Source organism: Thalassoglobus sp. JC818, from assembly GCF_040717535.1.
Taxonomy (GTDB): domain Bacteria; phylum Planctomycetota; class Planctomycetia; order Planctomycetales; family Planctomycetaceae; genus Thalassoglobus.
Genome location: NZ_JBFEFI010000006.1, coordinates 115,098 through 141,030, shown reverse-complemented (window position 1 = coordinate 141,030; position 25,933 = coordinate 115,098). Strand labels below are relative to the sequence as shown.

At 52.9% G+C, this 25,933-nt stretch carries 20 protein-coding genes; 12 read left to right on the top strand and 8 right to left on the bottom strand.

Going from position 1 to position 25,933, the window contains the following annotated elements; translation table 11 throughout:
* Positions 1 to 30 precede the first annotated feature (30 nt).
* Complete coding sequence (locus AB1L42_RS16625) at positions 31 to 1,455, bottom strand: class II fumarate hydratase (protein WP_367058293.1); 1,425 nt, start codon at positions 1,453 to 1,455, stop codon at positions 31 to 33.
* A 283-nt stretch (positions 1,456 to 1,738) separates the two neighbouring features.
* Here AB1L42_RS16625 and rpsU point away from each other — a divergent pair, with 283 nt between their 5' ends.
* The 4 genes from rpsU (at position 1,739) to serS (ending at position 5,603) form a co-directional block, all read left to right on the top strand.
* On the top strand, positions 1,739 to 1,933 hold the full coding sequence (gene rpsU / locus AB1L42_RS16620; RefSeq protein ID WP_146506860.1) for a 30S ribosomal protein S21: 195 nt from the start codon (positions 1,739 to 1,741) through the stop codon (positions 1,931 to 1,933).
* 133 nt (positions 1,934 to 2,066) lie between these two features.
* On the top strand, positions 2,067 to 2,624 hold the full coding sequence (locus AB1L42_RS16615; protein ID WP_146506861.1) for an inorganic diphosphatase: 558 nt from the start codon (positions 2,067 to 2,069) through the stop codon (positions 2,622 to 2,624).
* A gap of 215 nt (positions 2,625 to 2,839) precedes the next feature.
* The gene (locus AB1L42_RS16610) at positions 2,840 to 4,222 is read left to right on the top strand and encodes a dipeptidase (RefSeq protein ID WP_367058288.1); all 1,383 of its coding nucleotides are present in this window, start codon (positions 2,840 to 2,842) and stop codon (positions 4,220 to 4,222) included.
* Positions 4,223 to 4,319: 97 nt separating this feature from the next.
* The gene (gene serS / locus AB1L42_RS16605) at positions 4,320 to 5,603 is read left to right on the top strand and encodes a serine--tRNA ligase (protein WP_367058285.1); all 1,284 of its coding nucleotides are present in this window, start codon (positions 4,320 to 4,322) and stop codon (positions 5,601 to 5,603) included.
* A 76-nt stretch (positions 5,604 to 5,679) separates the two neighbouring features.
* On the opposite strand, the gene AB1L42_RS16600 is transcribed toward serS, so the two are convergent.
* From AB1L42_RS16600 to AB1L42_RS16580, 5 genes are all read right to left on the bottom strand, one after another.
* Positions 5,680 to 6,636 carry a TIM barrel protein gene (locus tag AB1L42_RS16600; RefSeq protein ID WP_367058282.1) on the bottom strand — a complete coding sequence of 319 codons (957 nt, stop codon included), beginning with the start codon at positions 6,634 to 6,636 and terminating at the stop codon, positions 5,680 to 5,682.
* A 79-nt stretch (positions 6,637 to 6,715) separates the two neighbouring features.
* Complete coding sequence (locus AB1L42_RS16595) at positions 6,716 to 8,110, bottom strand: sulfatase-like hydrolase/transferase (RefSeq protein ID WP_367058279.1); 1,395 nt, start codon at positions 8,108 to 8,110, stop codon at positions 6,716 to 6,718.
* 245 nt (positions 8,111 to 8,355) lie between these two features.
* Positions 8,356 to 9,216 (bottom strand): formyltransferase family protein, encoded by an 861-nt coding sequence (locus AB1L42_RS16590; protein ID WP_367058276.1) that lies wholly within the window; start codon positions 9,214 to 9,216, stop codon positions 8,356 to 8,358.
* Between the two features lie 153 nt (positions 9,217 to 9,369).
* The gene (locus AB1L42_RS16585; RefSeq protein ID WP_367058273.1) at positions 9,370 to 10,785 is read right to left on the bottom strand and encodes an arylsulfatase; all 1,416 of its coding nucleotides are present in this window, start codon (positions 10,783 to 10,785) and stop codon (positions 9,370 to 9,372) included.
* Between the two features lie 167 nt (positions 10,786 to 10,952).
* Entirely contained in the window at positions 10,953 to 11,801 is an 849-nt protein-coding gene (locus tag AB1L42_RS16580) for a sugar phosphate isomerase/epimerase family protein (RefSeq protein WP_367058270.1), read from the bottom strand.
* 773 nt (positions 11,802 to 12,574) lie between these two features.
* On the opposite strand from AB1L42_RS16580, the gene AB1L42_RS16575 reads away from it, so the two are divergent.
* The gene (locus AB1L42_RS16575) at positions 12,575 to 13,204 is read left to right on the top strand and encodes a sigma-70 family RNA polymerase sigma factor (RefSeq protein WP_367058267.1); all 630 of its coding nucleotides are present in this window, start codon (positions 12,575 to 12,577) and stop codon (positions 13,202 to 13,204) included.
* 44 nt (positions 13,205 to 13,248) lie between these two features.
* On the opposite strand, the gene ruvA is transcribed toward AB1L42_RS16575, so the two are convergent.
* Positions 13,249 to 13,884, bottom strand: coding sequence for a Holliday junction branch migration protein RuvA (ruvA, locus tag AB1L42_RS16570; protein ID WP_367058264.1), 636 nt, complete (start codon positions 13,882 to 13,884; stop codon positions 13,249 to 13,251).
* Between the two features lie 257 nt (positions 13,885 to 14,141).
* Here ruvA and AB1L42_RS16565 point away from each other — a divergent pair, with 257 nt between their 5' ends.
* The 3 genes from AB1L42_RS16565 (at position 14,142) to glpQ (ending at position 17,745) form a co-directional block, all read left to right on the top strand.
* Positions 14,142 to 15,875 (top strand): FMN-binding protein, encoded by a 1,734-nt coding sequence (locus tag AB1L42_RS16565; RefSeq protein ID WP_367058261.1) that lies wholly within the window; start codon positions 14,142 to 14,144, stop codon positions 15,873 to 15,875.
* Between the two features lie 181 nt (positions 15,876 to 16,056).
* The gene (locus tag AB1L42_RS16560; protein WP_367058258.1) at positions 16,057 to 16,527 is read left to right on the top strand and encodes a PEGA domain-containing protein; all 471 of its coding nucleotides are present in this window, start codon (positions 16,057 to 16,059) and stop codon (positions 16,525 to 16,527) included.
* A 243-nt stretch (positions 16,528 to 16,770) separates the two neighbouring features.
* Positions 16,771 to 17,745 (top strand): glycerophosphodiester phosphodiesterase, encoded by a 975-nt coding sequence (gene glpQ, locus AB1L42_RS16555; protein WP_367058255.1) that lies wholly within the window; start codon positions 16,771 to 16,773, stop codon positions 17,743 to 17,745.
* A gap of 136 nt (positions 17,746 to 17,881) precedes the next feature.
* Here the strand turns inward: glpQ and AB1L42_RS16550 are convergent, their stop codons facing one another.
* Entirely contained in the window at positions 17,882 to 19,162 is a 1,281-nt protein-coding gene (locus AB1L42_RS16550; protein ID WP_367058252.1) for a lactonase family protein, read from the bottom strand.
* Between the two features lie 148 nt (positions 19,163 to 19,310).
* On the opposite strand from AB1L42_RS16550, the gene AB1L42_RS16545 reads away from it, so the two are divergent.
* From AB1L42_RS16545 to AB1L42_RS16530, 4 genes are all read left to right on the top strand, one after another.
* On the top strand, positions 19,311 to 20,273 hold the full coding sequence (locus AB1L42_RS16545) for a sugar phosphate isomerase/epimerase (RefSeq protein ID WP_367058249.1): 963 nt from the start codon (positions 19,311 to 19,313) through the stop codon (positions 20,271 to 20,273).
* Positions 20,274 to 20,687: 414 nt separating this feature from the next.
* The gene (locus tag AB1L42_RS16540) at positions 20,688 to 23,372 is read left to right on the top strand and encodes a HEAT repeat domain-containing protein (protein WP_367058246.1); all 2,685 of its coding nucleotides are present in this window, start codon (positions 20,688 to 20,690) and stop codon (positions 23,370 to 23,372) included.
* Between the two features lie 170 nt (positions 23,373 to 23,542).
* On the top strand, positions 23,543 to 24,913 hold the full coding sequence (locus AB1L42_RS16535; RefSeq protein WP_367058243.1) for a tRNA modification GTPase: 1,371 nt from the start codon (positions 23,543 to 23,545) through the stop codon (positions 24,911 to 24,913).
* A 31-nt stretch (positions 24,914 to 24,944) separates the two neighbouring features.
* Positions 24,945 to 25,925: a hypothetical protein gene (locus AB1L42_RS16530; protein WP_367058240.1), complete on the top strand. Its 981-nt coding sequence runs from the start codon at positions 24,945 to 24,947 to the stop codon at positions 25,923 to 25,925.
* Positions 25,926 to 25,933 lie beyond the last annotated feature (8 nt).

Sequence of the window (25,933 nt, the reverse complement as noted above, 5' to 3'; positions counted from 1 at the left end):
GATCATAAGAGTGCGTAGCGCCCAATCGCGTTACGCTTGCGGCTCGGTCATGCTCATCGGATCGAGTGCTTCTTTGAGAACGTCCTCCGGGAGAATGTTCTGTTCGGTGCAGAGTTCGCGAATCGTCTTACCAGTCTTGAAGGCTTCCTTTGCCAGCTGAGCAGCACGCTCGTACCCAATATGAGGATTCAGACTCGTCACCATCGACAAGCTCTTCTCGACGGCAGCTTCGCAGGCTTCTTCGTTAGGCTCGAGCTTGTTCAGGCAAAGATCCACGAATGCGTCGGCTCCGCTCGCAAGAATTGAGATCGACTCGAGGGTCGTTTGTCCCATGACTGGCATCATGATGTTGAGTTGGAAGTTTCCGCCCGCTGCTCCGCTGATTGTCAGGCAGCCATCGTTCCCGATCACGCGAGCACAAACCTGCATGAGGCTCTCGCACATCACAGGATTGACCTTCCCGGGCATAATGGAGCTTCCCGGCTGGAGATCAGGAATCTTGATCTCGTAGAACCCGCAGCGTGGGCCTGAACCGAGCCAACGAATGTTATTAGCGACGTTGAAGAGCGTTGTCGCAATCGCTTTCAGCTCTCCGTGACACTCAACGAGTCCGTCTCTCTGAGCATTGGCTTCGAAGTGGTTGACTGCTTCTGTGAAGGGAATCTTTGTCTGTTCGGCGACAACCGCAGCAACTCGGGCTCCGAATTCGGGATGAGTGTTGATTCCGGAACCGACCGCGGTTCCTCCGACTGGCAATTCAAGAACCGATTCGAGGGCTCGTTCAGCGCGATCAATCGACAGGACAAGCTGGCGCGCGAATCCTGAAAACTCCTGTCCGAGTCGCAGAGGTGTTGCGTCCGCAAGATGAGTCCGTCCGATCTTGATGATCTGATCCCACGCCTGAGCTTTTTCCTCGAGGGTAGCAGCGAACTTTTTGAGTGCGGGGATGAGTTGATTCTTCAGGCTTTGACCGACAGCCACGTGAATCGCAGTCGGGAACGTATCGTTCGTGCTTTGGCCCATGTTCACATGGTCATTCGGGTGAATCGGTTTCGCCGACTCGAGGCGATTTCCGCCGTGAATTTCGATGGCTCGATTGGAAATGACCTCGTTCGCATTCATGTTGCTTGATGTGCCTGACCCGGTCTGGAAGACATCGATCGGGAACTCCGAGTCATGTTTTCCTTCAGCCACTTCGAGACAGGCAGCGATCAACGATTCGACTTGTGAATCATCAAGGGGGTTCTTCCCAGTTCCGGTCAGTTTTCCGAGATCGCGATTCGCAACGGCACACGCCAGTTTCACAGTTCCGATGGCATGAATCAGATTCGGATGCAATGTCCATCCTGAAACGGGAAAGTTTTCGACAGCTCGCTGGGTCTGTGCGCCGAAGTAAGCATCAGCGGGGACGCGAACTTCGCCCATTGAATCGTGTTCAGTGCGATACTCGGTCATCGTTCAATTCTTGTAAGTTGTATTCTGGTTGGGGTTTACAGAAAACGGCCGAGCTTGGTTTGGGAGTCGCGGCCGTCTGTTAGAAAAGATAACGTTTTCGCGTCGATTTCTCGATTCGAGCGGTCCAGGATTCCAGCTTTCATCACGGAAAGTTTACGGAAGTTTCAGCAACGAAGCATCTTGCGTGAGTACTGAAACTGGTTATACTTCCCATCTTGGGTCAATCCATGTTGAATTATCAAAGGCAGGAGCTCTCAACTCCTGGTCAGAATTTGGAGGAATAGTGGTTCGGTTGCGTCTGCGTGATAATGAGTCTGTTCAAGATGCCGTTCGTCGGTTTCGTAAGTTGGTTGAGCACAGCGGAATTAAGAAAGAACTCCGAAAGCGTGAGTTCTACGAAAAGCCAAGTGAAGCATCACGTCGTGAAAAGCGTCGTGCAAAAAATCGCGCCCGCATGAATCAGATGATGAACGGATAGTCTCGATCTGGTCGACTTTACCGGAGAAAATGAGACTTCAGCACGCTGCAAAGCGTGCTTTTTTTCTGGTCAATCCCACAATTTGAGCGGTTTCCTACGAAATTGACATGCCGTCTTTGAAAGTTTGGAAGCAATGACACACGCTTGGCACGATGTCGTTCCAGGAGAAAATCTCCCCAGAGAGTTCACGTCGGTGATTGAGATCCCGAAAGGGTCCAACATCAAGTACGAACTCGACAAAGACACCGGGTTGCTGAAAGTCGACCGAATGCTCTATTCGGCTGTCTATTATCCCGCGAACTATGGATTCGTTCCCCAGACGTACGCTGAGGATGGTGACCCGCTTGACGTTCTCGTGATGTGCCAGGAGCCAGTCGCTCCGCTGACATTGGTCAAAGCACGGGCCATCGGGCTGATGACGATGGTCGACGCCGGGAAAAAAGACCACAAAGTTCTCGCTGTCGCTTCGAACGACCCTGAGTACAGCCATGTGGAGCACTTCAACGAGCTTCCCAGCCATCGACTGGCCATGGTGAGACGCTTCTTCCAGGATTACAAAATGCTGGAAGGCAAGACTGTCGAGGTCGATGAATTTCAGGATGCGGATGTCGCAATCCCGATCATTGAGAGAGCGCTCGAGGCATACAGCAATCTTCGACGTCGAGGATTCTCAGAGTTGCGCGAACACTAGGCCGATGGGGTTTCGCTGCCTTCCATCGCTCACGCTCGCATCGATTGGCCCGGTTTCGTTGGTTGGCAGAACCTTTTCAGGTGTTGGGGGGCTGAGCACTCAAGAAGGAACTTTCTCTTCGAGTTCCTGACCAGCGAGCTTTCATCCTCTAAGATGCGGGGCCAGAACAACTCTTTGCATTTGCAGAACTCGCCATCAGTTTGAAGGAGCGATTCATGGTCGAAAAGGTCGAACAGTACCTTCAGGAGAATTCGGAGCGCAACCTCAACGAACTGATGGATCTGCTTCGTATTCCGAGCATCAGTGCCGACTCGAAGTATGTCTCCTCCATGCGGGATGCAGCCGAATTTCTGCGGAATCAACTTGCAGGGAGCGGTTGCGACGCGGAGATCGTCGAAACTGACGGGCACCCGATTGTCTATGGAGAGTGGACGAAGAAGCCCGGGGCACCGACGGCGATGATTTATGGGCACTACGATGTCCAACCGCCCGATCCGCTTGATGAGTGGATCACGCCCCCGTTTGAACCGACCATTCGCAATGGCGAAGTCTTCGCACGGGGAGCAACTGACGACAAAGGGCAGATGTACACGCATGTCAAATCGGTACAGGCCTGGCTTGAGGCCGTTGGCGAATTGCCGGTGAATGTCAAATTTGTCATCGAAGGCGAAGAGGAAGTCGGGAGCGATCACCTCGAAAAGTTTCTGGATTCCAATCGTGAAAAGTGTGCCTGCGATGTCGCAGTGGTGAGTGACACGGCTCAATATGCTCCCGGAATTCCTGCGATTACGTACGGGCTGCGCGGAATTACTGCCTGTGAAGTGCGAGTGTCTGGTCCGAATCAAGATTTGCACAGCGGAGTCTTTGGCGGATCGATCGCCAATCCGGTAAACGCTCTCGCGAAAATGATCGGCGATTTGATCGACGAAGAGGGGCGAGTTCAGATTCCGGGCTTTTATGATGATGTCCTCCCGTTGACGGAACAGGAACGATCGGAGTTCGCGAAGCTTCCGTTCGAAGAATCGGAATACCTCGAATCTCTGGGAGTCTCGAAGACTCACGGGGAAGCTGGATTTTCCACGCTGGAACGTCGTTGGGCTCGGCCGACTTGCGATGTCAACGGAATCCATGGGGGCTACACAGGAGAAGGTCCCAAGACGATCATCCCGGCTTTCGCATCAGCAAAGATCTCATGTCGACTCGTTCCGAACCAGCAGGAGTCAGTGATCATCAAGAAGCTTGAGGAGTTTCTTCGCGAGAGAACTCCGGCAGGCCTTCGATTCGAGTTTCGCCACTGGCATGGTTGTCCAGCGGTTCTGTGTGATTTGAACAGCCCGTACATGAAGGCGGCGACGGCGGCAGTCGAGCGAGGATTTGGAAAGCATCCGGTCATGATTCGCGAAGGTGGATCAATTCCCGTGGTCGGAACATTTCAGGATTTGCTGGGAGTCGATACCCTTCTGCTTGGATGGGGGCAGAATACTGACAATCTTCACAGCCCCAACGAAAAATTTAGTGTCGATGCATTTCATCGGGGAACGTTGTCGAGCGCCTGGCTGTGGAAAATGCTGGGTGATCTGGCATCCTCTTCCTCCTGACACGCGATGACCAGCAAAGCATCACATTTTCGATCGCCATCAGTGAGTTCTGGCGAGTACCGGCCTTATTTCAGCGTAAAACGAAACCTCTGATCCTATGCTTGACCTCCAATTCATCTGCGACAATGCAGACCTGATCGAAAAGAACTGCCAGGCTCGTGGAGTCCCGTGTGACATTCCGCGTCTGATCGAACTTCGTAAAAAACGCAGCGAACTGATTGTCGCTGGCGACGACTTGCGACGTCAGCAGAAAGAAACAGCTGCGAAGATCCCGAAAGCCACGTCTGAAGAACGGCCTGCGTTGATCGAGTTCGGCAAGAATCTGAAGACTCAGGTCGCCGAGAATGAATCGACTCTGAAAGAGATTGAAACCGATCTCAACGCGGAACTCTCCCGTCTCCCGAACCTGACGCATCCCGATGCTCCGATTGGAGGAGAAGAGGATGCAGTCGTGCTTCGCACCTGGGGGAAGATTCCAGAATTCGACTTCAAACCGAAAGATCACGTCCAACTGATGGCGGATCTCGATATGGTCGACTTCGAAAGTGGAGCGAAAGTCGCTGGCTCAGGGTTTTACTTCTTGAAGAACGAAGCAGTCCTTCTCGAACTCGCGATGGTTCAATTTGCGATTGAGAAAGTTCGTGCGGCGGGATTCGATTTGTACACGACGCCGGATCTGGCTCGTCAGGAAGTTCTGGAAGGCACAGGCTACCAGCCACGCGGTCCGGAAACCCAGATTTACAGCATCGAGAATTCAGACCTCTCACTGATTGCAACTGCTGAAATTCCCCTCGGTGGAATGCTCAAAGATCAGATTTTGGAAGAATCCAATTTGCCGATGCGAGTCGCGGGACTGTCGCACTGTTTTCGGACAGAAGCAGGCGGTCATGGCAAAGCTTCGAAAGGGATCTATCGGGTGCATCAGTTTACGAAAGTCGAGATGTTTGGCTTCACTGCACCTGATCTCGAAGCATCGAATGAATTCCATCAGGTGATTGTCGGCCTCGAAGAAGAAATCTTCCAGGCCCTCGAGATTCCCTATCAAGTCATCGACACACCCACCGGAGACCTCGGCGGACCGGCGTATCGCAAGTTCGATCTGGAAGCCTGGATGCCCGGCCGCGGAGAGAACGGAGAATACGGGGAAGTCACTTCTGCGTCGAACTGTACCGACTTTCAGGCACGACGACTTGGGATTCGCTGTCGCAATGCCGAAGAAAAGGGGACGAAGTTCGTGCACACGCTGAACGGGACAGCGATTGCAGTGACTCGAGCGATGATTGCGTTGATCGAGAATCATCAACAGGCCGACGGCAGCATTCGCATTCCCGAAGCGCTTCGAAAGTGGGTCGGAATGGATGTGATCTCCGCCAAATCGTGAGTCGGATGCGCGAGCACTCGCTTCCCTCAATCAAAGAAGCGAGTGCCATTGACTGCCGAGCAACAATTAGAGTGGTTTATGCTTCGGGGAAATTCATCCATTTTCGCAACGTTCGGATGTCTCGCTGGTGAGCTTTGACAGCTGACGGGATTTCCGGTTTCGTAAAGATTCGATACCCCATCCATTCCATGTGGATGCAGAGCGGCATCGGCGGAAGTCCGTTTCGGATTGTTGAGAAGACCTCTTCGTTGACGAAGCCCATGTCGAGAGGGACGTCTTCGTATTGATCGCCTCGCGGTCCTTTCCAGATTCCGTCTTTCACGTAGATGGAACGGATGTGGTCCCTCACTGTGGCGAGTGCAACCCACCAGGACGATCCGGTGTCTTTCTTCAGATGACGGGTGTCGAACGCAATTCCGAGTGCTTCGGGAGAAATCCCTTCGAGCATCATGGCTGCGTCCCAACCTAACGCTCCCAGATAGCCGCGTTTGCGGTTAGCTCCGGAGTGATTCTGATAGAGACCCTGGATTCCGATCTCCTGATTCATCGCAGCCAGATCACGAGCCTGGGCTGTGTAGTTGCGGAGTTGAGGGAGCATCGGCTTGGCGAGATCGAGATGATAATGCCCCATACGGTAGTGCGTAACACCCGCCTCTTTCAGCACCTTCAACAGCGACTCAGTATGCGGTTCATCAACGCTTCGAACAGCCGTCGCTGCGATGACGATGCGGCAACCCTGTTTTCCGAGGGCTTCGGACATTTTGGGAACTTCGTCGGCAGCAACTTCCGGTTCGATATGTCCTCCCGGGCGAATGGTGGCTTCAATGCCGTCTGCTCCGGTCTCTGAAACTGCTTTCGCGAGCTCCGTGTAATTGAGACCTTCGAAGACCTTCTCGAAGATTGCGATCGGCCATTCGTCGGGGATGGGACCTTGAGAGTCGTCGGCGAATCCGAGGCCGGGGAAGCAGGCGAGTGCTCCCGATGTTGCGATCAGCTTCTGCAGAAAGAGTCGGCGCGATTCCGTGGTCGGCATGGTGCGATCCTGTGTTGATGAGGCTGACGAATCAGTTGGGCGTGTGTGCGAGGTTGAGAAGACCCGTGCGAAAGATTGTCTATGGTCGAAACTCATGCCAGTCCATTCCGTCCTGCATGATGCTCTCGTTGATTCGAAGAAGCTTGCCTTTGAGTTCATCGACAAGTTCCGGATGCTGGTCCGCGATGTTTGTTGTTTGCGAAGGATCTTCGCTCAAATTGAAAAGTTGGTAGTTGGTGTAACCGCCGGACTTGATGGTTGGAATCCAGTCTTCGTTGAACATGTTGTCGGTCGAAAGTTCGTAGTCCGGATCGGCGACCAGTGAATAGTCACCGTCTCTCATTGCGACGATGGGGCGAGATTTTTGAAGATGCCAGAAGAGGGGTTGATGTCGTTCAAAGCTGTCCCGGTGTCCGGTGAGCAGCGGCGTCAGATCGGAGCCGTCGAGGTGGACATTCTCCGGAGGGGCGATTTCCAAGAGACCACAAACGGTTGGGAAGACATCGACAAGACCTGCAGGGACATCGAGGACTTGATCGGCCTCGATGACACCTGGCCAGGCAAAGATACCCGGGACGCGAATTCCGCCTTCCCAGTTCATGCCTTTCCGGCCGCGCAGTCCACCTGTGCGGTCGTCGCGATAACTTCCGTTGTCGGAGGCGTAGATGATCAGCGTTTGCTTGTCGACTCCGAGTTCTTCGAAGCACTTCAGCAGGCGACCGATGGCTCGGTCGGTGTTGTCAATCGTTCCGGAATAGACAGCCCCTTTGTTGTTGGCGTTTCCGTATTCCTGAACGATCTCTTCCGGGGCTGCGATTGGAGCGTGTGGCTCATGAAACCAGACGTTCAGGAAGAACGGCTGATCAGTGACTCTCTTGTTTTTCAACCAGTCGATGGCTTCATCAACAACAAGCTGGCAGGAATATCCCTCAAGTGGTCCGACCGGGCTTCCGTTACGAACGAAGTTATTAGGATTGTGGTGACTTGGAGAAGCGTTGTTGTGGGTTGCGAACCAGTAATCGAAGCCGTGATCGGCCGGTGTTGGTTTGGTTCGTTCCTCTGTTGAGAGTCCGAGGTGCCACTTGCCGACATGACACGTTTCGAAGCCCGCTTGCTTAAGCTGTTCGGCGAGAGTGACTTCCCGTTCTCGCAGATGCGACCACTGGCGTCGGTCTTCGATCCAGCTGTAAACGCCGGTGCGAATGTGATGGCGGCCGGTGGTCAATGTGGCACGTGAAGGAGAACAGACTGCGCAGCCTGAATAGAAATTTGTGAATCGCGTCCCTCGTTTGGCGATGCTGTCGATAAAGGGAGTGGAGACCGGACCGTCATAGCATCCAACGTCCTGAAAGCCGAGATCGTCGGCGAGCAGGATGACGACATTCGGATGATCAGCTGCCGAAAGATCGCCAGCAAAAAGTGACGACATTAAGACCAGCAGGCAGCAATCACGAAGCACTCTCAACAGTTTCATCTGTTTTCCTTATCCGTCACGAGAGCAAGTTGCTCTTTCGCGTGCACTCGCTTGTGCTGTTTCGTCAAGTCAAAGGCTGTGTTTGCTCGTGCGAGAGAGTGCAAACCAAATCGGAAGGTATGCTCCCATCCACGTCCATCGATGCTTCTCAGTGTGGCATCTGGACAACGAGCGTCAAGGCTCAGGCGGTCGGGAAGAGGTTCGGAAAGAAGACGAAAACGAGAGTGCGATTCTTCGCGGAAGCGTTACTTGACGCTCACAACACGATGGAAGTGTAGCTCCACTTCGCGATCGACCACTCGTCGAACACCTTCAGCCAGGCACATCGGCTCGTTGTCCGATTCTCCGCGAGCGATGACTTCCTTGAGAGGAGTTCCGGGAGGGACGGTGAAAGCCGTTTGCTGAATGATCTGATTGCCAGCGTCGAGTTCCGGAACGATGAAGTGAGTCGTTGCGCCGTACGTCAACATGTGGTGACTGAACGCATCCTGATAGGGCCGGAAGCCGGGAAAGGAAGGGAGCAGGCCATGATGAAGATTGATAATACGTCCTCCAGCATATTCCCAGCAGGCGCGCGGAGGAATCAATCGCATGTAACGGGCGAGCACGATGTAGTCGACATCGTATTCGTCGAACAGATCGACCATCCGATCGTTGTCGGGATTGCCTTTGTCGTCACCGACATTGTGGAAGTCGACGCCGAACTGCTCAGCAATTCCGCGACAGGCGTTGCGGTTTCCGATCATGACCGGGACTGTTGCGGCAAGCTGCTTGTCGCGAATGTTTCTTAAGATCGCAAGCGAAGGCTCGGGGCGAAATGTGGTGCAGAGTGCGATGCGCGGGGGCCTGTCGTATTCGTCGCGCGACCAGACACGAATTCGCAGCCCTTTCATTTCACCGATTTGAGTCATTCGTTCGCGGAGGACCGAGATCGATTCTTGATCTTCTGGCCACTCCATACGAACGAGCATCGCGAACAGCTGTTCGGTGTCGCGATCGTACATCTGGATTTCATGGAGATTGGCGCCAGCCTGTGTCACATAGTGAACGATCGGATCGGCCAGCCCACGATGATCAGGTCCGACTGCGGTGATTGTAACGTGCATTGAACATTCAGCCTTCAAAATCCATTAAGCATGTTGTTCTTGCGAGACTGCAGAAACCACTTTGAGAAGTCATCTCTGCACTCACATTGCGTGAGTTGTCGCTCCATCCAGTTCACATTGAATCTATTGTGCGAGGTCGAATCTCACGCGAGGTTACTTTGCTGCTTCATCAGGAAACAGCGGGTAATTGGAACTCGGTGTATGAGACTGATCCATGATCGCGGTCAATTCTTTGACGAGGTCAGGATGATCTTTGGCGATGTTGTGTTGCTCAGACTCATCCGTGTCCAGATGATACAGTTCCGGAGAAGTTGGTTTGGCAGTGCTGACTTTCGTTTGCACGAGCTTCCACGGACCTTTGCGGACGGCTCGTTTGCCTTGTTGTTCGGTGAACTCCCAGTACAGAAAGTCGTGTTCTTTTTGCTTGTCTGATTCGCCGAGTAGAGTCGGAAGGAATGAAATTCCGTCGACGTCTTCGGGAATCGGAACTTCCGCGATTTCAGCAACTGTCGGGAGGAGGTCCTGAAACGCTGAAATGTGATCCGTGGTTGTGTCCGGGCGGATTTTCTCCGGCCAGCGAGCGAGAAGGGGAACTCGAATGCCACCTTCGTAAAGGTCTCTTTTCATGCCAGTGAGATGGCTGTTGGAATCGAAGAACTCCATGATGTGGCCACCCTCCTGATGCGGTCCATTGTCGCTGCCAATCAGGACGAGAGTGTTGTTGTCAATTCCGGACTTCTTGAGCTGATCGAGAACGCTTTGAACGGATCGATCAATGTTCTGCATCATGGCTGCAAAACCCTTCTCCGGACCTGGCCAGCTTTGGTCCGCATAGCTTCCGAAGTCCGGGACCTCCATCCCTTTTTCGGGAGAAGGATTGTCTCGTCCCCCTTCGTTATTGGTGTGCGGGACGTTCAAAGCGTAGTAGAGAAAGAAGGGTTGATCATCGCTGGCGCTGATGTAATCGACGACTGCTTGCGAGAGAATTTCGGGTGCGTAATCAACCCGAGTCACAGCGACGCCGCGTCCATCCTGTCCTTTGTATTTGTCCATCACGACGTTTCGAAGCGGAACTTCTTCGCCGTCTCGGATGAGGAACTCCGGATAGAAATTGTGGGCGTGCCACATGCTGACGTATCCGAAGAAATGGTCGAAGCCGTTTCGATTCGGATCGTCGAGGGGAATTCCGGCACCGACGCCCCATTTGCCGATGCAAGCTGTTCGATAACCCGCCTGCTTTAAGACTTTCGCAATCGTCACATCTTCTGGGAGAAGTGCTCCCTCACTGTTGCCTCGAACGCGTGCATGCCCGGAGTGTTTGCCGGTCAGTAGAACGCAGCGTGAGGGAGCACAAACTGTGCTGCCCGCGTAGAACTGCGTGAACTTCATGCCTTCCTTGCGGAACTGGTCGATCGCGGGCGTCTTGAGAAACCCGGGGTCGTAGCAACTGAAGTCGCCGAATCCTGCATCATCCAAAAGAATGAGAATGATGTTGGGCTGCGCGAGCGCACTTCGTGTGAGGAAGACTGAGAGCAGCGTGAACCAGAGCGCAATGTGAAACCGTTTCATTACCCGTGCAAACCTCTTGAGCGTTGAGTGGTACGGTGGTCAATTCGAATGTCGACCTCGATCGAGTCCTCAATTTGTGAAACGGATCGAAGTGCGACCTCACGATCCGATCACAAACATCACAGATGTGTTGAGGAAAGTCTTTGAGCTGAGGTCAGAGTTTCGAACTACAAAGTCTGGGAACGGATCTCTTCCAGCAGTCGGACAGCTGCGCCGACGTCTGCTTTCTGCTGTTCGCGGTCTTCAGGAATTTCACGTTCGATGGTGAGCGGACCGGTGTAACCGATTTCCTTCAAGGTGCGAAGGTAGGTTTCCATGCCGACGTCTCCTTGACCGAGAGCGACTTCCCGGCCCCAGCCTGTTCCTCGTTCACTTTCCGCTGCCCAGGTGGCATCTTTGCAGTGAACGCTGCGGACGAGATGGCCTACCTTTTTTAGTGCTTCAATCGGATCGCCGGTGCCGTAAAGAATCATGTTGGCGGGATCGAAGTTGATAAACAGATTGTCGCGTTCAACGTCTTTGATGAAGTCGAGCAAATGGTCGGCGGTTTCCTGACCGGTTTCGAGGTTCAGGCTTTGACCGTTGGATTTTACGTGGTCGAGAAGCTCTCTCGTGACCGCCAGCAGGTCCTTGTAGTCCTCGCCATTTCGATCTTCCGGGACGAATCCAATATGCAGAGCGACAGTGTCGACATTCAGGAGCTTCGTGAAATCGGAAATCTCTTTCATTTCCTGCAGTCGTGCCTGTCGTGTCGACTGTGGGACGAGTCCGACAGTGCGAGCTGTTTCTTCGATGCTGGCGTAGCTTTCCCCATCGAATCCGCCGAAGACGCAGGTGATTTGAATGCCAGCTGCGCTCGTCTCAGCCAGAAAACTCTTCGCGGTTTCTTCCGTTCGAGTTGCTTTGTGCGGCGCGTGAATCTGAACGGTCGGGATGTTCAGTTCCTGGACGACATCTAAGCGAACACCCAGGCCGGCGTCGACAGATGTAAAGACTCCGATAGGCCATGAACTCATTGAATCTTACTCCTCAGCATCATTCGGCTTTTCGACACGGAACATCGGGTTGAGAGCACACATCCCGAGGACAATGGATCTCTTTTCGATTGTCATCTCACGAGAGCGAAACTTATCCAATTCCGGTATTCATTTTGAACCGCAAGCATAGCGAGTTTGGAGGATGTGGACCAATCCATGGATCACGATGATGAGACCATCAGCAATAGGTCTAAAACTCGAAAGGTTCTTGAGCAGTTGAAAGCGGGTCACCTCAGAGAAATTTGGTGAGAGTCTTTGATCAAGAGTGGATCTGAAGTCGTAGAGATGGTGTCTTCGAAGAAAAGCAAACCGGGGGCTGTGGGATCAACGAGTTCACGCGTCGAATTCAGCCTCACCTTCAGCCCTTGCAGGTGAGACTGGTGACTGATGTGTCAACAGGCTCGTTACGTCCGCTCATTGAATAAGAGATTGACTACTGATTTGCTCCACGCCAGTGTCGCATAGTCAATCATCAGCCCCCGGGAGGGGCCCGCCTCTGCTTCGAAGTATTTGTGTCTGCAGTGGAATTATCTCGTCGAAGTGGAGCGAAGCATTGGCAGCAAGTCTTCAATAGTCTCTTAAGGATCGCGTGACGCGAATCAGAGGTAAATCCTAGAAAACTTGCAGTTTGCAGCGGAATTTCTGTGGTGAATCCGTTCTTAAAACGTTTTCGACTAACGGGTTGCATCAAGTTTTTGGACTTAGCTAAAATTCCTCCAGTTCATGACGAAACAACGATTGGAAGACGTCGATTGGCCAAGAGACTGACCACTGTTGGTTTGATTGCTGGGATTCAGGCGCGCAAGAATGACGCCTGGATTCGGATGACCACTCTGTTCGGACCGCTGGTCCATAAGTGGATTCGCAAAACGGGTTTGCAACCGGCCGATATCGCAGACATTTCGCAGGAAGTGTTCCAAGCGGCGATTGAGTCAATTGACCGCTATCAACACTCCCCGGAGAAACACGGTTCTTTCACCGGTTGGCTGTTTGGGATCACGCGCAACAAGATTCGCGACTTCTTCAACCAAGCGAGGGCTCAACCGCTGAAGGTTGATCAGAGTCTTGTTGAGAGTCGCTGGGATCCGAAGTCGATTGTTGACGATGAAGTTCCGGCGAGTTCGATTAAGAATGCGGTCGTTGGGCAGGCGCATTCAGCTGCCAAGAAGATTCGAGACAAGTGCGAACCGCACGTTTGGCAATCTTTCTGGCGTGTCGTGGTCAATGGGGAAACCGCCGTTGCTGTCTCAGAAGATCTGAAACTGACACCCGAAGCGGTTCGACAAGCTTGCCATCGAACCGTCCGCCGAATTCAGGAGGAGCTCACTCGGTTGGAGAATGAGTTCAAGACTCCCGAAACTTGCGCGGATGCACTCGATTGAGGTTCGTCACGCACTGAAGATGACGGCTTCTCTTCTAGGCGGAGTTATTCATCTTCCGGTCGTTGTTGTGAGTAGATCTGCTGGAGCAGGTCCTCGACGGACTTGAATTTCTTCTTGGTGCTCTCGGAAGCTCGTTCGATTTTTTCGCGAGCATCCTGCTGTGAATGTCCTAGAGCGAGAAGTGCCTGAAAACCTTCGCTGAGGACGTCCTGATCTTCTCTCGGATCGCCATTCTCTGCTTGATCGACGAGCAGGGCGAACTTGGCCATTTTTCGTCGCAGCTTGGCGACAATACGTTCCGCGACAGCAGGTCCAATTCCGGGAAGCGTGCTGAGTTGTTTGATGTCCTGTTCTTCGATGGAAATGGCCACTTCCTGAACGGGGCGCACCATCGCCTGCAGTGCTTTGCGAACTCCAACTCCGTCGACCTGACAAATCAACTCGAAGAATTCTCGTTCTGCCCGATGGAGGAAACCGACCAATCGGGGAGTGAGTCGACCTTTTTGAGGGTTCCCATCCAGATATTGGATGGTCATCAAGGTCACTTCCTGATCGAGTTTCGTTTGCAAATGCCGTCGGACAAACTCAGGAATGAGCACCTGATATTCAAACGCTCCCACTTCGATTGCTGCTTCCTGGTCGTGCAAGTCGCAGAGTTTTCCGGTGATCTTCCGAATCATTGTTGAGTGCCATCCTTGAAGTTCGACGTTCAGGCTACCCGCTTTCACCAGCAGCTTGATTGAATTTGCTGGTGCAGTTTAGCAAGCTGCATTTGGTCTGTCTGTCGATGAGATTTCTGAACCGAATCGCATGCGAGGGTTGGTGTTGCTGAACGTTGTGTTGTCGCCCAGAATGAGCGAGCGTCATTCCTAATGATTGCACATTGTTTTTCGTCGCCCCTTTTTATTTCCCGTCTCCTCTCTCCGCTTGACCGGCCTTGAATCTTCCGATCATCGAAAAATCGAACCCAGAACTTCCAGCACGCTGGAAGGCATGGGTTGTTCACGGAATTCGGGTCTTGCTGTTTGCTGCAACGCTGCTGACGATACATATTCATTCGAAGTCACAGTCGCAGTTTCCGGAACCGACTCATTTGGAAGTCGACTTGGAACGCCTCTCGCAATGGTTTTCTGACGGAGCTATTGGGGAATACGATGCTGAGACGGGGATGACGGACGTCATTGATGCTTCGAGAGAGGTCGTCGGACATGTGACAATGACATCTCCGCAGGGAGATCGTTCGATCGGATTTTCCGGCCCGACCAACGTTCTCGTGGCATTGGATCGCGATTTCGAGATTGTCGGCCTCGATGTTCTGCAAAGCCGTGACACTCGCGAGCATGTCGATGTTGTGCTCGCTTCCGAAGAATACTGGCAGCAATTTCTCGGGAAGAACTGGAACGAAGTGGCCGATCTGCCGCGTGTTGATGCGGTATCGGGAGCCACGCTGACCAGCTATGCCATCGCGGAAGCACTCGTCGCTCGGGCTGGGGGAAGTGCACCTCGCTTGAAGTTCGACCAATCGCTCAAATTGGAAGATGTATCGGAACTGTTTCCCGAAGCTGCGACCCTGACTCTTCAAGAGGAACAGAGTTCTCGCTGGGACATTCGCAGTGCTGCTGGCGAACTGATCGGCGAGGTTGTGAGTACTTCTCCTTTTGCCGAATCCGTGGTCGGATATCAAGGTCCCTCGCAGGCTCTCATCGCACTTGATGCCGATGGAACGGTCAAGCGATTCGCTTTGCATGACAGCTATGACAACGAGCCCTACACGTCCTATCTGAATGAAGACTGGTCTTTCCCGGAGCTCTTTTCGGGCCTGACGTTAAAACAAGTGAGCGACTATGACCTTGAAGAGCAGGGCATTGAGGGAGTCAGTGGAGCGACCTGGACCAGCATGGCTGTCGCTCGGGGGATTATCGAAGCAGCTGGACAACTCGAACGCCTCAAGCAGGAATCGAACGAGCCTGCAGAATCCGAACCAGCCTGGGTGATCTCGTCCCGAGATCTTTGGACCTTGGGATTTCTGTTTGTAGGGACCGGCTTGGCGTTCTCGCCTCTCCGAGGAAAGGGTTGGATTCGTGTCGTTTATCAGATTTGTCTGGTGGTCTATCTCGGATTTGTAAACGGCGATCTACTATCACAAGCGATGCTCGTCGGCTGGGTTCGACATGGACTTCCCGGAACGTCAGCTGTCCGCCTGATCGTCATGGCAGGAATTGCGTTTTCCGTTCCGATTCTGGCGAAGAAGAATGTGTACTGCACCCACCTGTGTGCTTTCGGGGCGATTCAACAGTTGGCGAGGAATCGCTTGCCGTGGCAGATTTCCGTTAACAAACGAATTCGCTCTTGGGCCCGGTTTCTGCCGGGAGTGCTGTTGGCATGGGTGGCGATTGTGACGCTCTTCGACTTGCCGTTCAGTCTGGTCGACATTGAACCCTTCGATGCCTTCGTGTTTCAGATCGCTGGAACGGCGACAATTGCCGTTTTTATCGGTGGACTGATTGCATCTCTATTTATTCCGATGGCGTATTGCCGATTTGGTTGTCCGACCGGAGGAATGATTGAATACTTTCGCCGAACCCGGAGAAGTGATCGTCTCGGCTGGGCTGACCTGCTTTCTCTGGCTGTCTTTCTGTTGGCAGTCAGTCTATTGCTCTCAGATAGATAATTTTCTCTCGAACCCGTCACTCAAACCGGTTCCAGACGGTCACTGGTCTGTAATCTGTTTGAAATCAGGGGCTTACGGTGTTTCGGAATTCCTCTTGGTGAAAAACCGGGGACCGAAGTAAACTCTCGACGCGTTATCGTCCTTCCCCATGCGTAGTCACGCCACAACCGACAACTCGGTCATGTTTTCCCCGTCAGCAAACTCTCTGAAACCGACACTCGCGTCGCCGTTGAATCGAATGGCGATTCTGGGATTGTTCCTCCTTGCGTCGTTTTGGAGTTCGGGGTGTGTCAGTCGTCGAATGACGATCCGGTCGAATCCTCCGGGAGCTTTGGTGGAGGTCGATGGCAAACGTATCGGATTGACTCCCGTATCGATGGACTTTGACTACTACGGAACGCACGAGATCTCACTCTCTGCTCCGGGATATGAGACGATGCGGGTTCATCAGCCGGTCGAAGCTCCGCTCGGGCAGCGAATTCCGATCGACTTCTTCACGAACCATTTTCTCTTCGGACATGTCACCGATCGGCACGACTTCACCTACAATTTGGCGCGTCGCAGGGAACCGATCGACGAGGAACTCAATTTGATCGATCGCGGAAGAAACTTCCGTTCTCAAGCCCAGATCGGCGGAGTTGCGCAGCCATAATTCTTCGGGATGCGAATGAGAATTGATCTGCACATGGCAGTCTTCTCAATGGTCTTCATGGGTTCTTAGCAATCGTGTGAGACTGTTTCTTTCGATGAAAGCAGTGGTTGCTCGTGCGAATCTCTTCAAACCAGATTTGAAGATGCTCTAATTGATGTGGCCAGACTTTTGAGTTGAAGAATCCGGTCTCGCACGGATGCTCGCTGGATCAGTTCACTCGCCAGAGTTCAGACGAAAACAATCTTGTTCAAGGAAAGCAGAATGGCCCGCGTTCGACAGGTTCAAGTGATTGCACATCGTGGAGCGTCAGGGTATCTGCCTGAGCATACACTTGAAGCGAAAGCCATGGCTTATGCCATGGGGGCCGACTACTTAGAGCAGGATGTTGTCTTATCCAAAGATGACGTGCCGGTCGTGCTGCACGACATTCACCTCGACACCGTAACGGATGTCGCTGAGCGGTTTCCTGATCGCAAACGCTCCGACGGACGCTTCTATGCAATCGATTTTCTGGCAGAAGAAATTCAGTCGCTCAGAGCTTCTGAACGGTTTCACCATCGAACCGGCAAGGCTGTATTTCCTGATCGATTTCCCCCTCATACCGGAACGTTTCAGGTCCCAACGCTCGCCGATGAAATTCAAATGATTCAGGGGCTCAACAAGAGCAGTTGGCGGTCAGTCGCGATTTACCCGGAACTCAAACAACCCAAATTTCATCACGACGAAGGGAAGGATCTTGCCGGAATCGTTCTCAAAGAGTTGGGCAAGTTCGGTTACTCCTCAAAAACTTCTCCAGCCGTCGTCCAGTGTTTTGATGAGACTGAGTTGAGGAGAGTCCGCGAGGAACTCGGTTGTGATTTGACGCTGGTTCAATTGTTCTCCTCAGCAGACTGGATGACGAAAACGGACGCCGCCGACGAACGCCGAAAACGGTTGGCGACCGTCGCTGAGTACGCCGACGGGATTGGTCCATCGATCGATGCCGTTTTCCTCGAAGATCCACTGGGCGGCGTGCCAATCGGTTCGAGTCTCGTCGTCGATGCCCATGCCGCGGGTTTGATTGTACATCCGTGGACCTTTCGAGCGGACGCGTTTTCGTCCATGTTCAAGTCATTCGCCCAGATGCATCAGGCAGCAGTTTTGGCGGGGATCGACGGCGTGTTCAGCGACTTCCCCGATCAAAGCGTGAAGTTCTTCGAGAATATTGCTGCCGAGTAGGAATGACAGAAGCCACTTCGCCTCGATCGATGATTGAGGTGAGTGGCTTCTGATGTCGCAAGGCTCGCACGTGCAATCTCAGCGTTTTTAACGAGTGAGAACGCGCCAGCGAGTGCATAGGGAAGTGCAACCAGCTTTAGTCGATGGGGATCATTCTGACGCAAACCGGAGTCGGAACGTTCACGACGTTGCCAGTCGGTTCAAGCGAGCCGTCTTTTTGATTGATGCGGAAGACGACGATTGTGTCCGAGTTTTGATTGGCTGCGAGCAGGAACGTACCAGTCGGATCGATTCCAAAATTTCGTGGGATTTCGCCTTCAGTCGATGTATGTCCGATCGGCTCAATCGTTCCGTCGTCGTCAATCCGGAATCCAGCGATGCTGTTGTGTCCACGATTTGAGACGTAGACAAACTTACCCGACGGATGAACGAGTGTTTCGGCTGTCGAATTGCCTTCAAACTCACGATTGCCCGGAAGTGTCGATTTCGTCATCAGCGGTGACAGTTCTCCACTTTCAGGATCATACGAATATGCTGTGAGTGACGAACTCAGTTCGTTATTGCTGTAGGCGAATTTGCCGTTTGGATGGAAACAGAAGTGCCGTGGTCCGTCGCCTGGTTGGGTACTGACAGAATGTGGCGAGTTCGGCGAAAGCGTTCCGGTTTCGGGATTGAGTTGGTAGACGAGAAGTTTGTCGAGCCCAAGATCCGCCACGACAACACGCTGGTTGTTGGCGTCAATGTTCGCAGAGTGCGCGTGCGGAGCTTCCTGGCGTCGAGGATTGACGCTCGATCCAATGTGTCGAATGAATGACGTGATTTCATCGAGCGATCCATCTTCAAAAATCGGCAAGCTGGCGACACTTCCGCCTCCATAATTGGCGACGACCAAACATCGACCGGTGCTATCGACAACAAGGTGGCACGGACCCGCTCCACCGGAGAGTTGATTATTCAACTTGGTGAGATCACCTGAATCGGAGTCGATCTTGAACGATGTCACTCCCCCCACCTTCTCGCCACGCGGGCCCGGCAAGTCGCTGACTTCGTTGACGCAGTACAGGAATTGATGGTCCGGGCTGATCGCGACAAAAGAAGGATTGGCCAGCTCTGCGGCGAGTTTGGGTTCGCTGGGCTTTCCTGTCTTCATGTCGAGAGTGAAGGTGTAGATTCCCTGGCTGTCACCTCGTGTGTATGTGCCGACATAGACGCGCATTGGTGAGCTCTCCTGAGCGGCAGCGAAGGATGGCAGGAGACAGCAACTCAGCATGAGACTGCCGAGGACCGGCTTCAGCCACTCCAGTTGAAAGCAAAGCCTGGCGACAGGTTGAGGGTGGCGGTCAATTCGCTGCATGCGAACTCCTTCGTTGTCGAGGTGTGAATAGACACGTGCTTTGAGAAACTTAGTTGTTGCCATCTGACACAATTCTCCGCCTCTGTTCAATGCAGCGACCAGCGGCGGGAGCTACAATTCTGACCGATGATTTTGATCGGCAATCGTGATTGTGCAGTTCAGAGATGGCTTCCCGGGATTCCCTTTGCAAAGACTGAAAGAGGTTGCGGAAATGAAAGTGACACGTCGGACATGCTTGACTGGCTTGGGTGGAATCGCAGCAGCCGGACTTGTGTCATCCCCCGGAATTGTTCGCAGCCACGAGACATCGACCGAAAAGAAAATTCGCTATTGCCTGAACACCAGCACGATTCGCGGTCAGAACCTTTCCCTCGAAGAGGAAATTGACCTCGTTTCTGAAGTGGGCTACGACGGAATCGAGCCATGGATTCGTGAAATCGAAAGCTATCAGCAGTCAGGTAAGTCTCTGTCTGACTTGAAGAAGAAGATTGCAGACAAAGGGCTTCAAGTCGAAAGCGCGATCGGGTTTGCACGGTGGATCGTCGATGATGCCGGCGAACGCGAGCAAGGGCTTGAGCAAATGAAACGCGACATGGAACTAGTCAGTGCCATCGGCGGAACGCGCATCGCAGCTCCTCCTGTCGGAATGCACGGTCAGGATTCGGCCGCACTCGATCTCTTCGCAGCTGCGGAACGCTACGCAGTGCTGCTCGAGTTGGGACGAGAAATGGGTGTGACGCCACAAGTTGAAATCTGGGGGCCGTCGCGAAATCTGTCTCGGCTCGGAGAAGCTGTTTTTGTTGCGGTCGAGAGTGGCGATCAGGATGCGTGCGTCCTGCCGGATGTCTATCACATTTACCGTGGGGGCTCAGATTTCGAAGGCTTGAGCTTGTTGAATGGATCCGCAATTCACTGCTTCCATTTCAACGATTATCCTGCCGCATCAGACCGAGAGAAGCTGGGCGACGGGGACCGAGTTTACCCCGGAGACGGTGTTGCTCCATGGCAGTTGCTCGTTGACATTCTTGATCAAATCGGGTTCTCGGGAGCTGTCTCGCTTGAACTCTTCAACAAGAGCTACTGGGCAGAAGATCCCCGACAGGTTCTTCAAACCGGATTGAGCAAGATGAAACAGGTCTTCGAAACGCATTCCCATTCTGAATCCGCCTCGTAATACCAGTTTCGTCTGATTCGAATGGGTGACTGTTTCTCGAATGGAAATCGACTCGCTGTAGGGGATGGAGTGCGATGAATGTTCCGGTGACATTGTCGACACTCTGTCATTCTTGCGGACACCTGCGGATCGTGGTGTCCGGAACCGGTTCGCGATTTTACTTGTGCGAGAATTCGCAACAGCACAAGAATTATCCGCGCTACCCTCGCCAACCGGTTGTCGAGTGCGATGGGCACACGCCGGTTTCGGATTCCTCAAAGCAGCGACCTTCGAGCGGATGACTACTTGATTCCGGCGAGATCTTGGCGACTTAGGCAATCGACGAGAAATTCGCGCAGAAATTTTCGACTCTTCTGATCTACAATACCGACACAAGACTTCCTCCTAAATTCTTGAATTGTCGTTGTGGTGTTCATGAGACGCTCGCCATTTTCATTGTTGTTGATTTTCCAACTGTTGGTAGCGGTAGGAGGAATTCGAGCTGCCGACGAGTCATCTCCGCAGAGCGAAGGGAATTTCGAACAGGTTAAGCTGTCCGAGCTTCTGGAAGAAATCGACCGAATTCGAGCGTTTCCGGGGGCTGTCCAAGTTCAGGACCGGGGCGAATTGTCGATCTGGGTCAATCAACTCGATCTGGGGGCGGTCAATTCGTTCGACAGCGGGACGAATTTCTACCTCACCTGTCACATCAATGTGATCAACCAAGGCACCGAGGCCGTCGTCGTTGAGAGCGATAAAGTGACCCTCTCTGCCTGGGGGCAAACCTATGCAATTCACGATGTTTCGAAACAGCGAGGAATCCTGACCGTTCAAATTGCGGGTGAGCCGCAATCCATTCGAAACATTGAGACTCCTCCGGAGATCGAAGTGCCTGCGGGAGAAGCTGTCGCTTTCTGGGCAGTTTTCACCAACCTCCAACGTGTGCCGACGATTGGAAGTATGGAACTTGAACTTCCCGTTCGGGATCGGGCCACAATCACTCACGATTTGCGATCTGAACAAAAGTCCCGTCTCGGTTTGCAGGGCGAAACTCTCGGTGCTGCAAATTCGCTGGGAATGCTGAGCGTTTTTGGTGAGCTGAATTCGATCAATGCACAGGACTTGATCGATGAGATTCAGAAAATGATCGATACTGGCACCCGCCGGTTTCTCGTTCGCTGGGAGAGTGAAGCTGATACCGTCGAAGAAAATCTGATGGACTGGCTGTTGTTCACAGCTGCGAATCCGGGTCAGACTCGGAGTGTCTATCAATTCATGCCGCAGCTCCCTGAGTTTGAACAACTCGTTTGTGCTGAGATTCCGGAAGAGAATGTTCCCGAATTTCAGTTTGATGATGATTACGATTCGGTTCTGTTCGAAACTTCCGAAGAAGCCGCCGATGAAGTTCTGCGTCCGCTGTACGAAGTGATGGGACCGCGATTCATCGGTGAAGAAATTCGGTCGGGGCATCCACTGTCGCGGTCGGCGGCGCTTCACGTGCTAAGTTCGCGACGTGACACCGCAGCTTTTCAGAACCTGTTTTCGACTCTCTTGAAGCTTTACGAATCCGGCAACGAAAGCGATCGGCGAAACGTCCTGCTGGCCATGAGTCAGCAAACCGATCCGCGTGCCTGGGAGCTTCTCACCGAAGTCGCCACTCAAGGCAACTCCCGTGAATCCGTCGCAGCGTTTCAGTCGATGTTGCGATCGAATCATTACGGAATGGTCCGCGAAGTCCGGCAACTTCTTTCCGAGGACGCTTTCGAAATTCCACTCGAACAACAGATTGAATTACTCAGCGCAAATTTTCGTCCGGAATGGACCCGATTTCTGGCAGCGAGTTTTGAGGACGAGAACGAACTGGTTCGCGCGGCTGCGTTGAAGAGTCTCGTCGATGTCGGTCATCCGAGCATTATGCTGATTCTGGAGAAAGGATTGTCTGATCCTTCTGAAGAAGTTCGGCTCATTGCGTTTGAAGCGCTGGCTGCTCGGGGAGATGTCGTCAGCAATCGCATCGCTCACGAATACGCTCTCGAAATGTTATCGCAGGGGAAAGCCTCTTCGTCGGTGATGTCGATCATCGAGGACAACCGGGACACTCGAGCGGCGACGGTCATCGTCGATCGAATTAAGGCGGACGGTTCACAGCGACTGCAGCTCATTACTTTGTTGGGGACGGTCGGAGACGATTCAGACGTGCGGCGTTTGTTCCCGCTGTACGACGAATTCACTCCCGATGAACAAGCGTCACTTTTGAATCTTGTCGATCAACTCGAACTTCCCGAAGTTGTCACGATGAGCAAGCTCGCATTGGAGTCCGAACACAATGACGTGCGTCGCACGGGCATCGCCATTCTGACTCGATTGGGCAGCGATGAGGCGACCGAGACGCTCTACGAATATCTGTCCGACGCTGATCCGTCTGAACTCCCGGTTGTCTGTGCAGCGATCGGACAAATTGGAACGATGTATGCGAGAGACCTGCTGCGAGACTTTCGTACTGAAATGTATCAGGGAGGAAACGACGAGGGGTTGAGTGCTGCCCATGCCGGGTTGTACTTCTGGGCTCGAAACTCGCCCGCCTGGAATTCGATCGACTCAGCTTACTATCACTCTCAGATGGAGAACGCTGAGAACGCTCTCAAGTACTTTCAACTCGCTGCGGAAATCGATCCTGAACTTGGAACGGCATTCCATGGAAAAGGGAATGCATTGTTGAAGTTGAAACGCTTCGACGAGTCCAAAGAAGCGTACAAGGTCGCCCTAGAACTCGACGATTTCGACGGGCAAGCGATCACCGGGTTGGGCATTGTGATGGCGATCCAGGGAGAAACCGAAGCAGCTGTCGAATTGGCACTTGAGTCGATCGACAAGTTTCCCAAAGACAACGTTTACTACTACAACACAGCTTGCGTTTACGGGCGGGCGATCGAGTATCTGCGGAAGCAGCCGCAGTCCGACGAGACTCGCGAGACGATCAAAGAGTACGAGGAGGCAGCCATTCAGAAGCTGCGAGAATCGATCGAATTCGGATTCGAAGAGTTTGACCTCATGCGGAAAGACCCGGATATCGATGCACTTCGTGATGTTCCGGGATTCGATTCATTGATCCCGAACTGATCGTTCGCTGCGTGTTTTCCTATTCTCGATCGCATATCTTTCTCCGCGTCCGTTATTGTTCTGCGAAGATGTGTGCCCGTCGATTTAGTGAATCTGAGGAGACGCTATCCTCGGAGCGGTTTGTATCTCCCCCGAAATGGCAGCATGCTCTAGAAAACGAATGTTGAACGATGACTGTTGATGGAGCCACAGAAGGAACAATTGCAGCGATTGCCTCTGCTCCTGGTCGTTCGCAACGTGGAATTATCCGTGTCAGTGGTCAGAAGACGCTGAGCGTCATCAAGCAGTTGACAGGTCAGGCTGACTTTCATCCGCGTCATGCTCGAAGATATTCGCAGACCGTTTCTCTGGGAGATTCCGATCTTCAGTTACCGATCGATGTCTATCTCTGGCCAACGAATCGAAGCTTTACTGGAGAACCTCTCGCGGAAATCCATTGCGTTGGATCTCCGCCGCTGCTGAATGAAATTCTCGAGCTGGTCTTCGCACTGGATGTCAAACCCGCTCAGCCGGGGGCGTTTACGCTGCGAGCTTTTTTGTCCGGGCGAATCGATCTCCTTCAGGCCGAAGCTGTGCTGGGAGTAATTGATGCTGGCAACAGCAATCAACTCGAACTCGCTCTCCAGCAACTCGCTGGGGGAATTTCGACGAAGATCGCCGAACTTCGCGAAGAACTCCTGATTCACCTCGCGGATCTAGAAGCTGGGCTGGACTTTGTTGAAGAAGATATTGAGTTCGTCCAGCGGTCCGTGTTCTTAGGGCGTATCGATCACTCGATCGCGTTTCTCAATCAACTTCTGGCTCAATCACTTGATCGCATGGAGAGTGTGGGGCTGCCCAGAGTGGTGTTGGCAGGACTGCCGAATGCCGGAAAAAGTGCATTGTTCAACGCGCTCCTGAATAGTGAACGAGCACTTGTCTCCGAGATTGCCGGGACGACGCGTGATTACCTTTCGTGTGAGATGACATCCGGAAGAACCTCATTCACTCTGATTGACACAGCCGGTTGGGAAATTGGTCGCAATGCAATTGAGGAACAAGCTGGAGATCAGCGGGCGGATCAGTATCGACGTGCGAATCTAGTTGTCTGGTGCGAAGCGGTTGATCTGACCGACCAAGACATGGCAACGAATTCCGAACTTCTGGAAGAGGTCAGTGAGTCGGGCGTTTCTGTTTTAAAAGTGAAGACCAAAGCGGACTTGCTGCCGAGCGATGCTGTTTCTGCTGATGGAGAACTTGCCGTTTCATCCTCGAAGAATCTCCACTTGGAGGAATTGCTAAAGCGAATTTCACATCAGCTGTCGACATCTTCTGAAGAAGTGGAACTGTTGGCGTCGACTTCGGCGCGCTGCCGTGAGAGTTTGAGCAGAGCGGTTGAGTCGCTGGAGAGAACACGCGACATGATGGCATCAGAAGCGGGCGATGAACTCATTTCGATGGAGCTTCGCGAGTCGCTGGACCATCTCGGAAGAATTGTTGGTGTTGTTTACACCGATGACATTCTTGATCGAGTGTTCAGTCGGTTTTGTATCGGCAAATAAATTTGAATCGAAAAGTTTGACTGACGAGACAATGAGCGCGCGTTCGATGGAGAGTGGTCGTTTTATCGGATTGGACGAGGCGGGGTATGGTCCAAATCTTGGTCCGCTGGTGATCGCAACATCTGTCTGGACAACGCCGAATCCTCCGGAAGAATGTGACTTCTATACCTGTCTCGAGGAGGTGATTGATCTCAATGCACCGGCGGATTCGTCGAGAATTCAGGTCGCCGATTCCAAGCAGGTGAATGTCGGACGGGACGCTTTTCGAAACCTGGAACGGTCAGCGCTGAGTCTGCTGCGATCGACAGGAATTCAGCCGACGACGATCCATGAACTTTGGCAGGCATTGTGTCCGCGCAATGAGGATGAGGCGATCGACTTTGACAGTTCACTCGCGGAATGGGATCGAGATCCGATCACGATTCCTGTCGAAGCGGACGATGATGACATCGCGGAGATGGCTGATCGGCTCAGCAATTGTTTTGCAGAGCAGGGGATTGTCTGTCAGAAATTCGTTGCTCAGATTGTTCCGGCAGCGAGATTCAATCGATTGCTCGATGAACACGGCAGCAAGGGAGTTGTGCTGTCCACGCTTGGGTTTCAACTCCTCCAGTCGGTGTGGGAATCGGACTCCATCACGCCGACAGTCATCGTGGGAGACAAGCATGGCGGTCGAAACAGGTATGATGAATTCATCGCGGGAATTGTCGGTGATGCGATGATCTTTCGGATCGAAGAAGGTCGCCCGATGAGCCGCTACCGAGTCGGCTCAACCGAGCTTCGATTTCAGGTGCAGGGGGAACGTCATCTTCCGGTGGCGGCTGCGTCGATCGTCGCGAAGTACTTTCGCGAACTGGCAATGATGCAGTTCAACGAATACTGGAAGAGACACGTTCCGGAGATTCGTCCCACCAAAGGATACCCGATGGATGCCCGTCGATTTTTGAAGGACATCCAACCGGTTCTGGCGGGACTGAATGTGAATCTCGATGACTTGTGGCGTCGCCGCTAGAGCAAGTT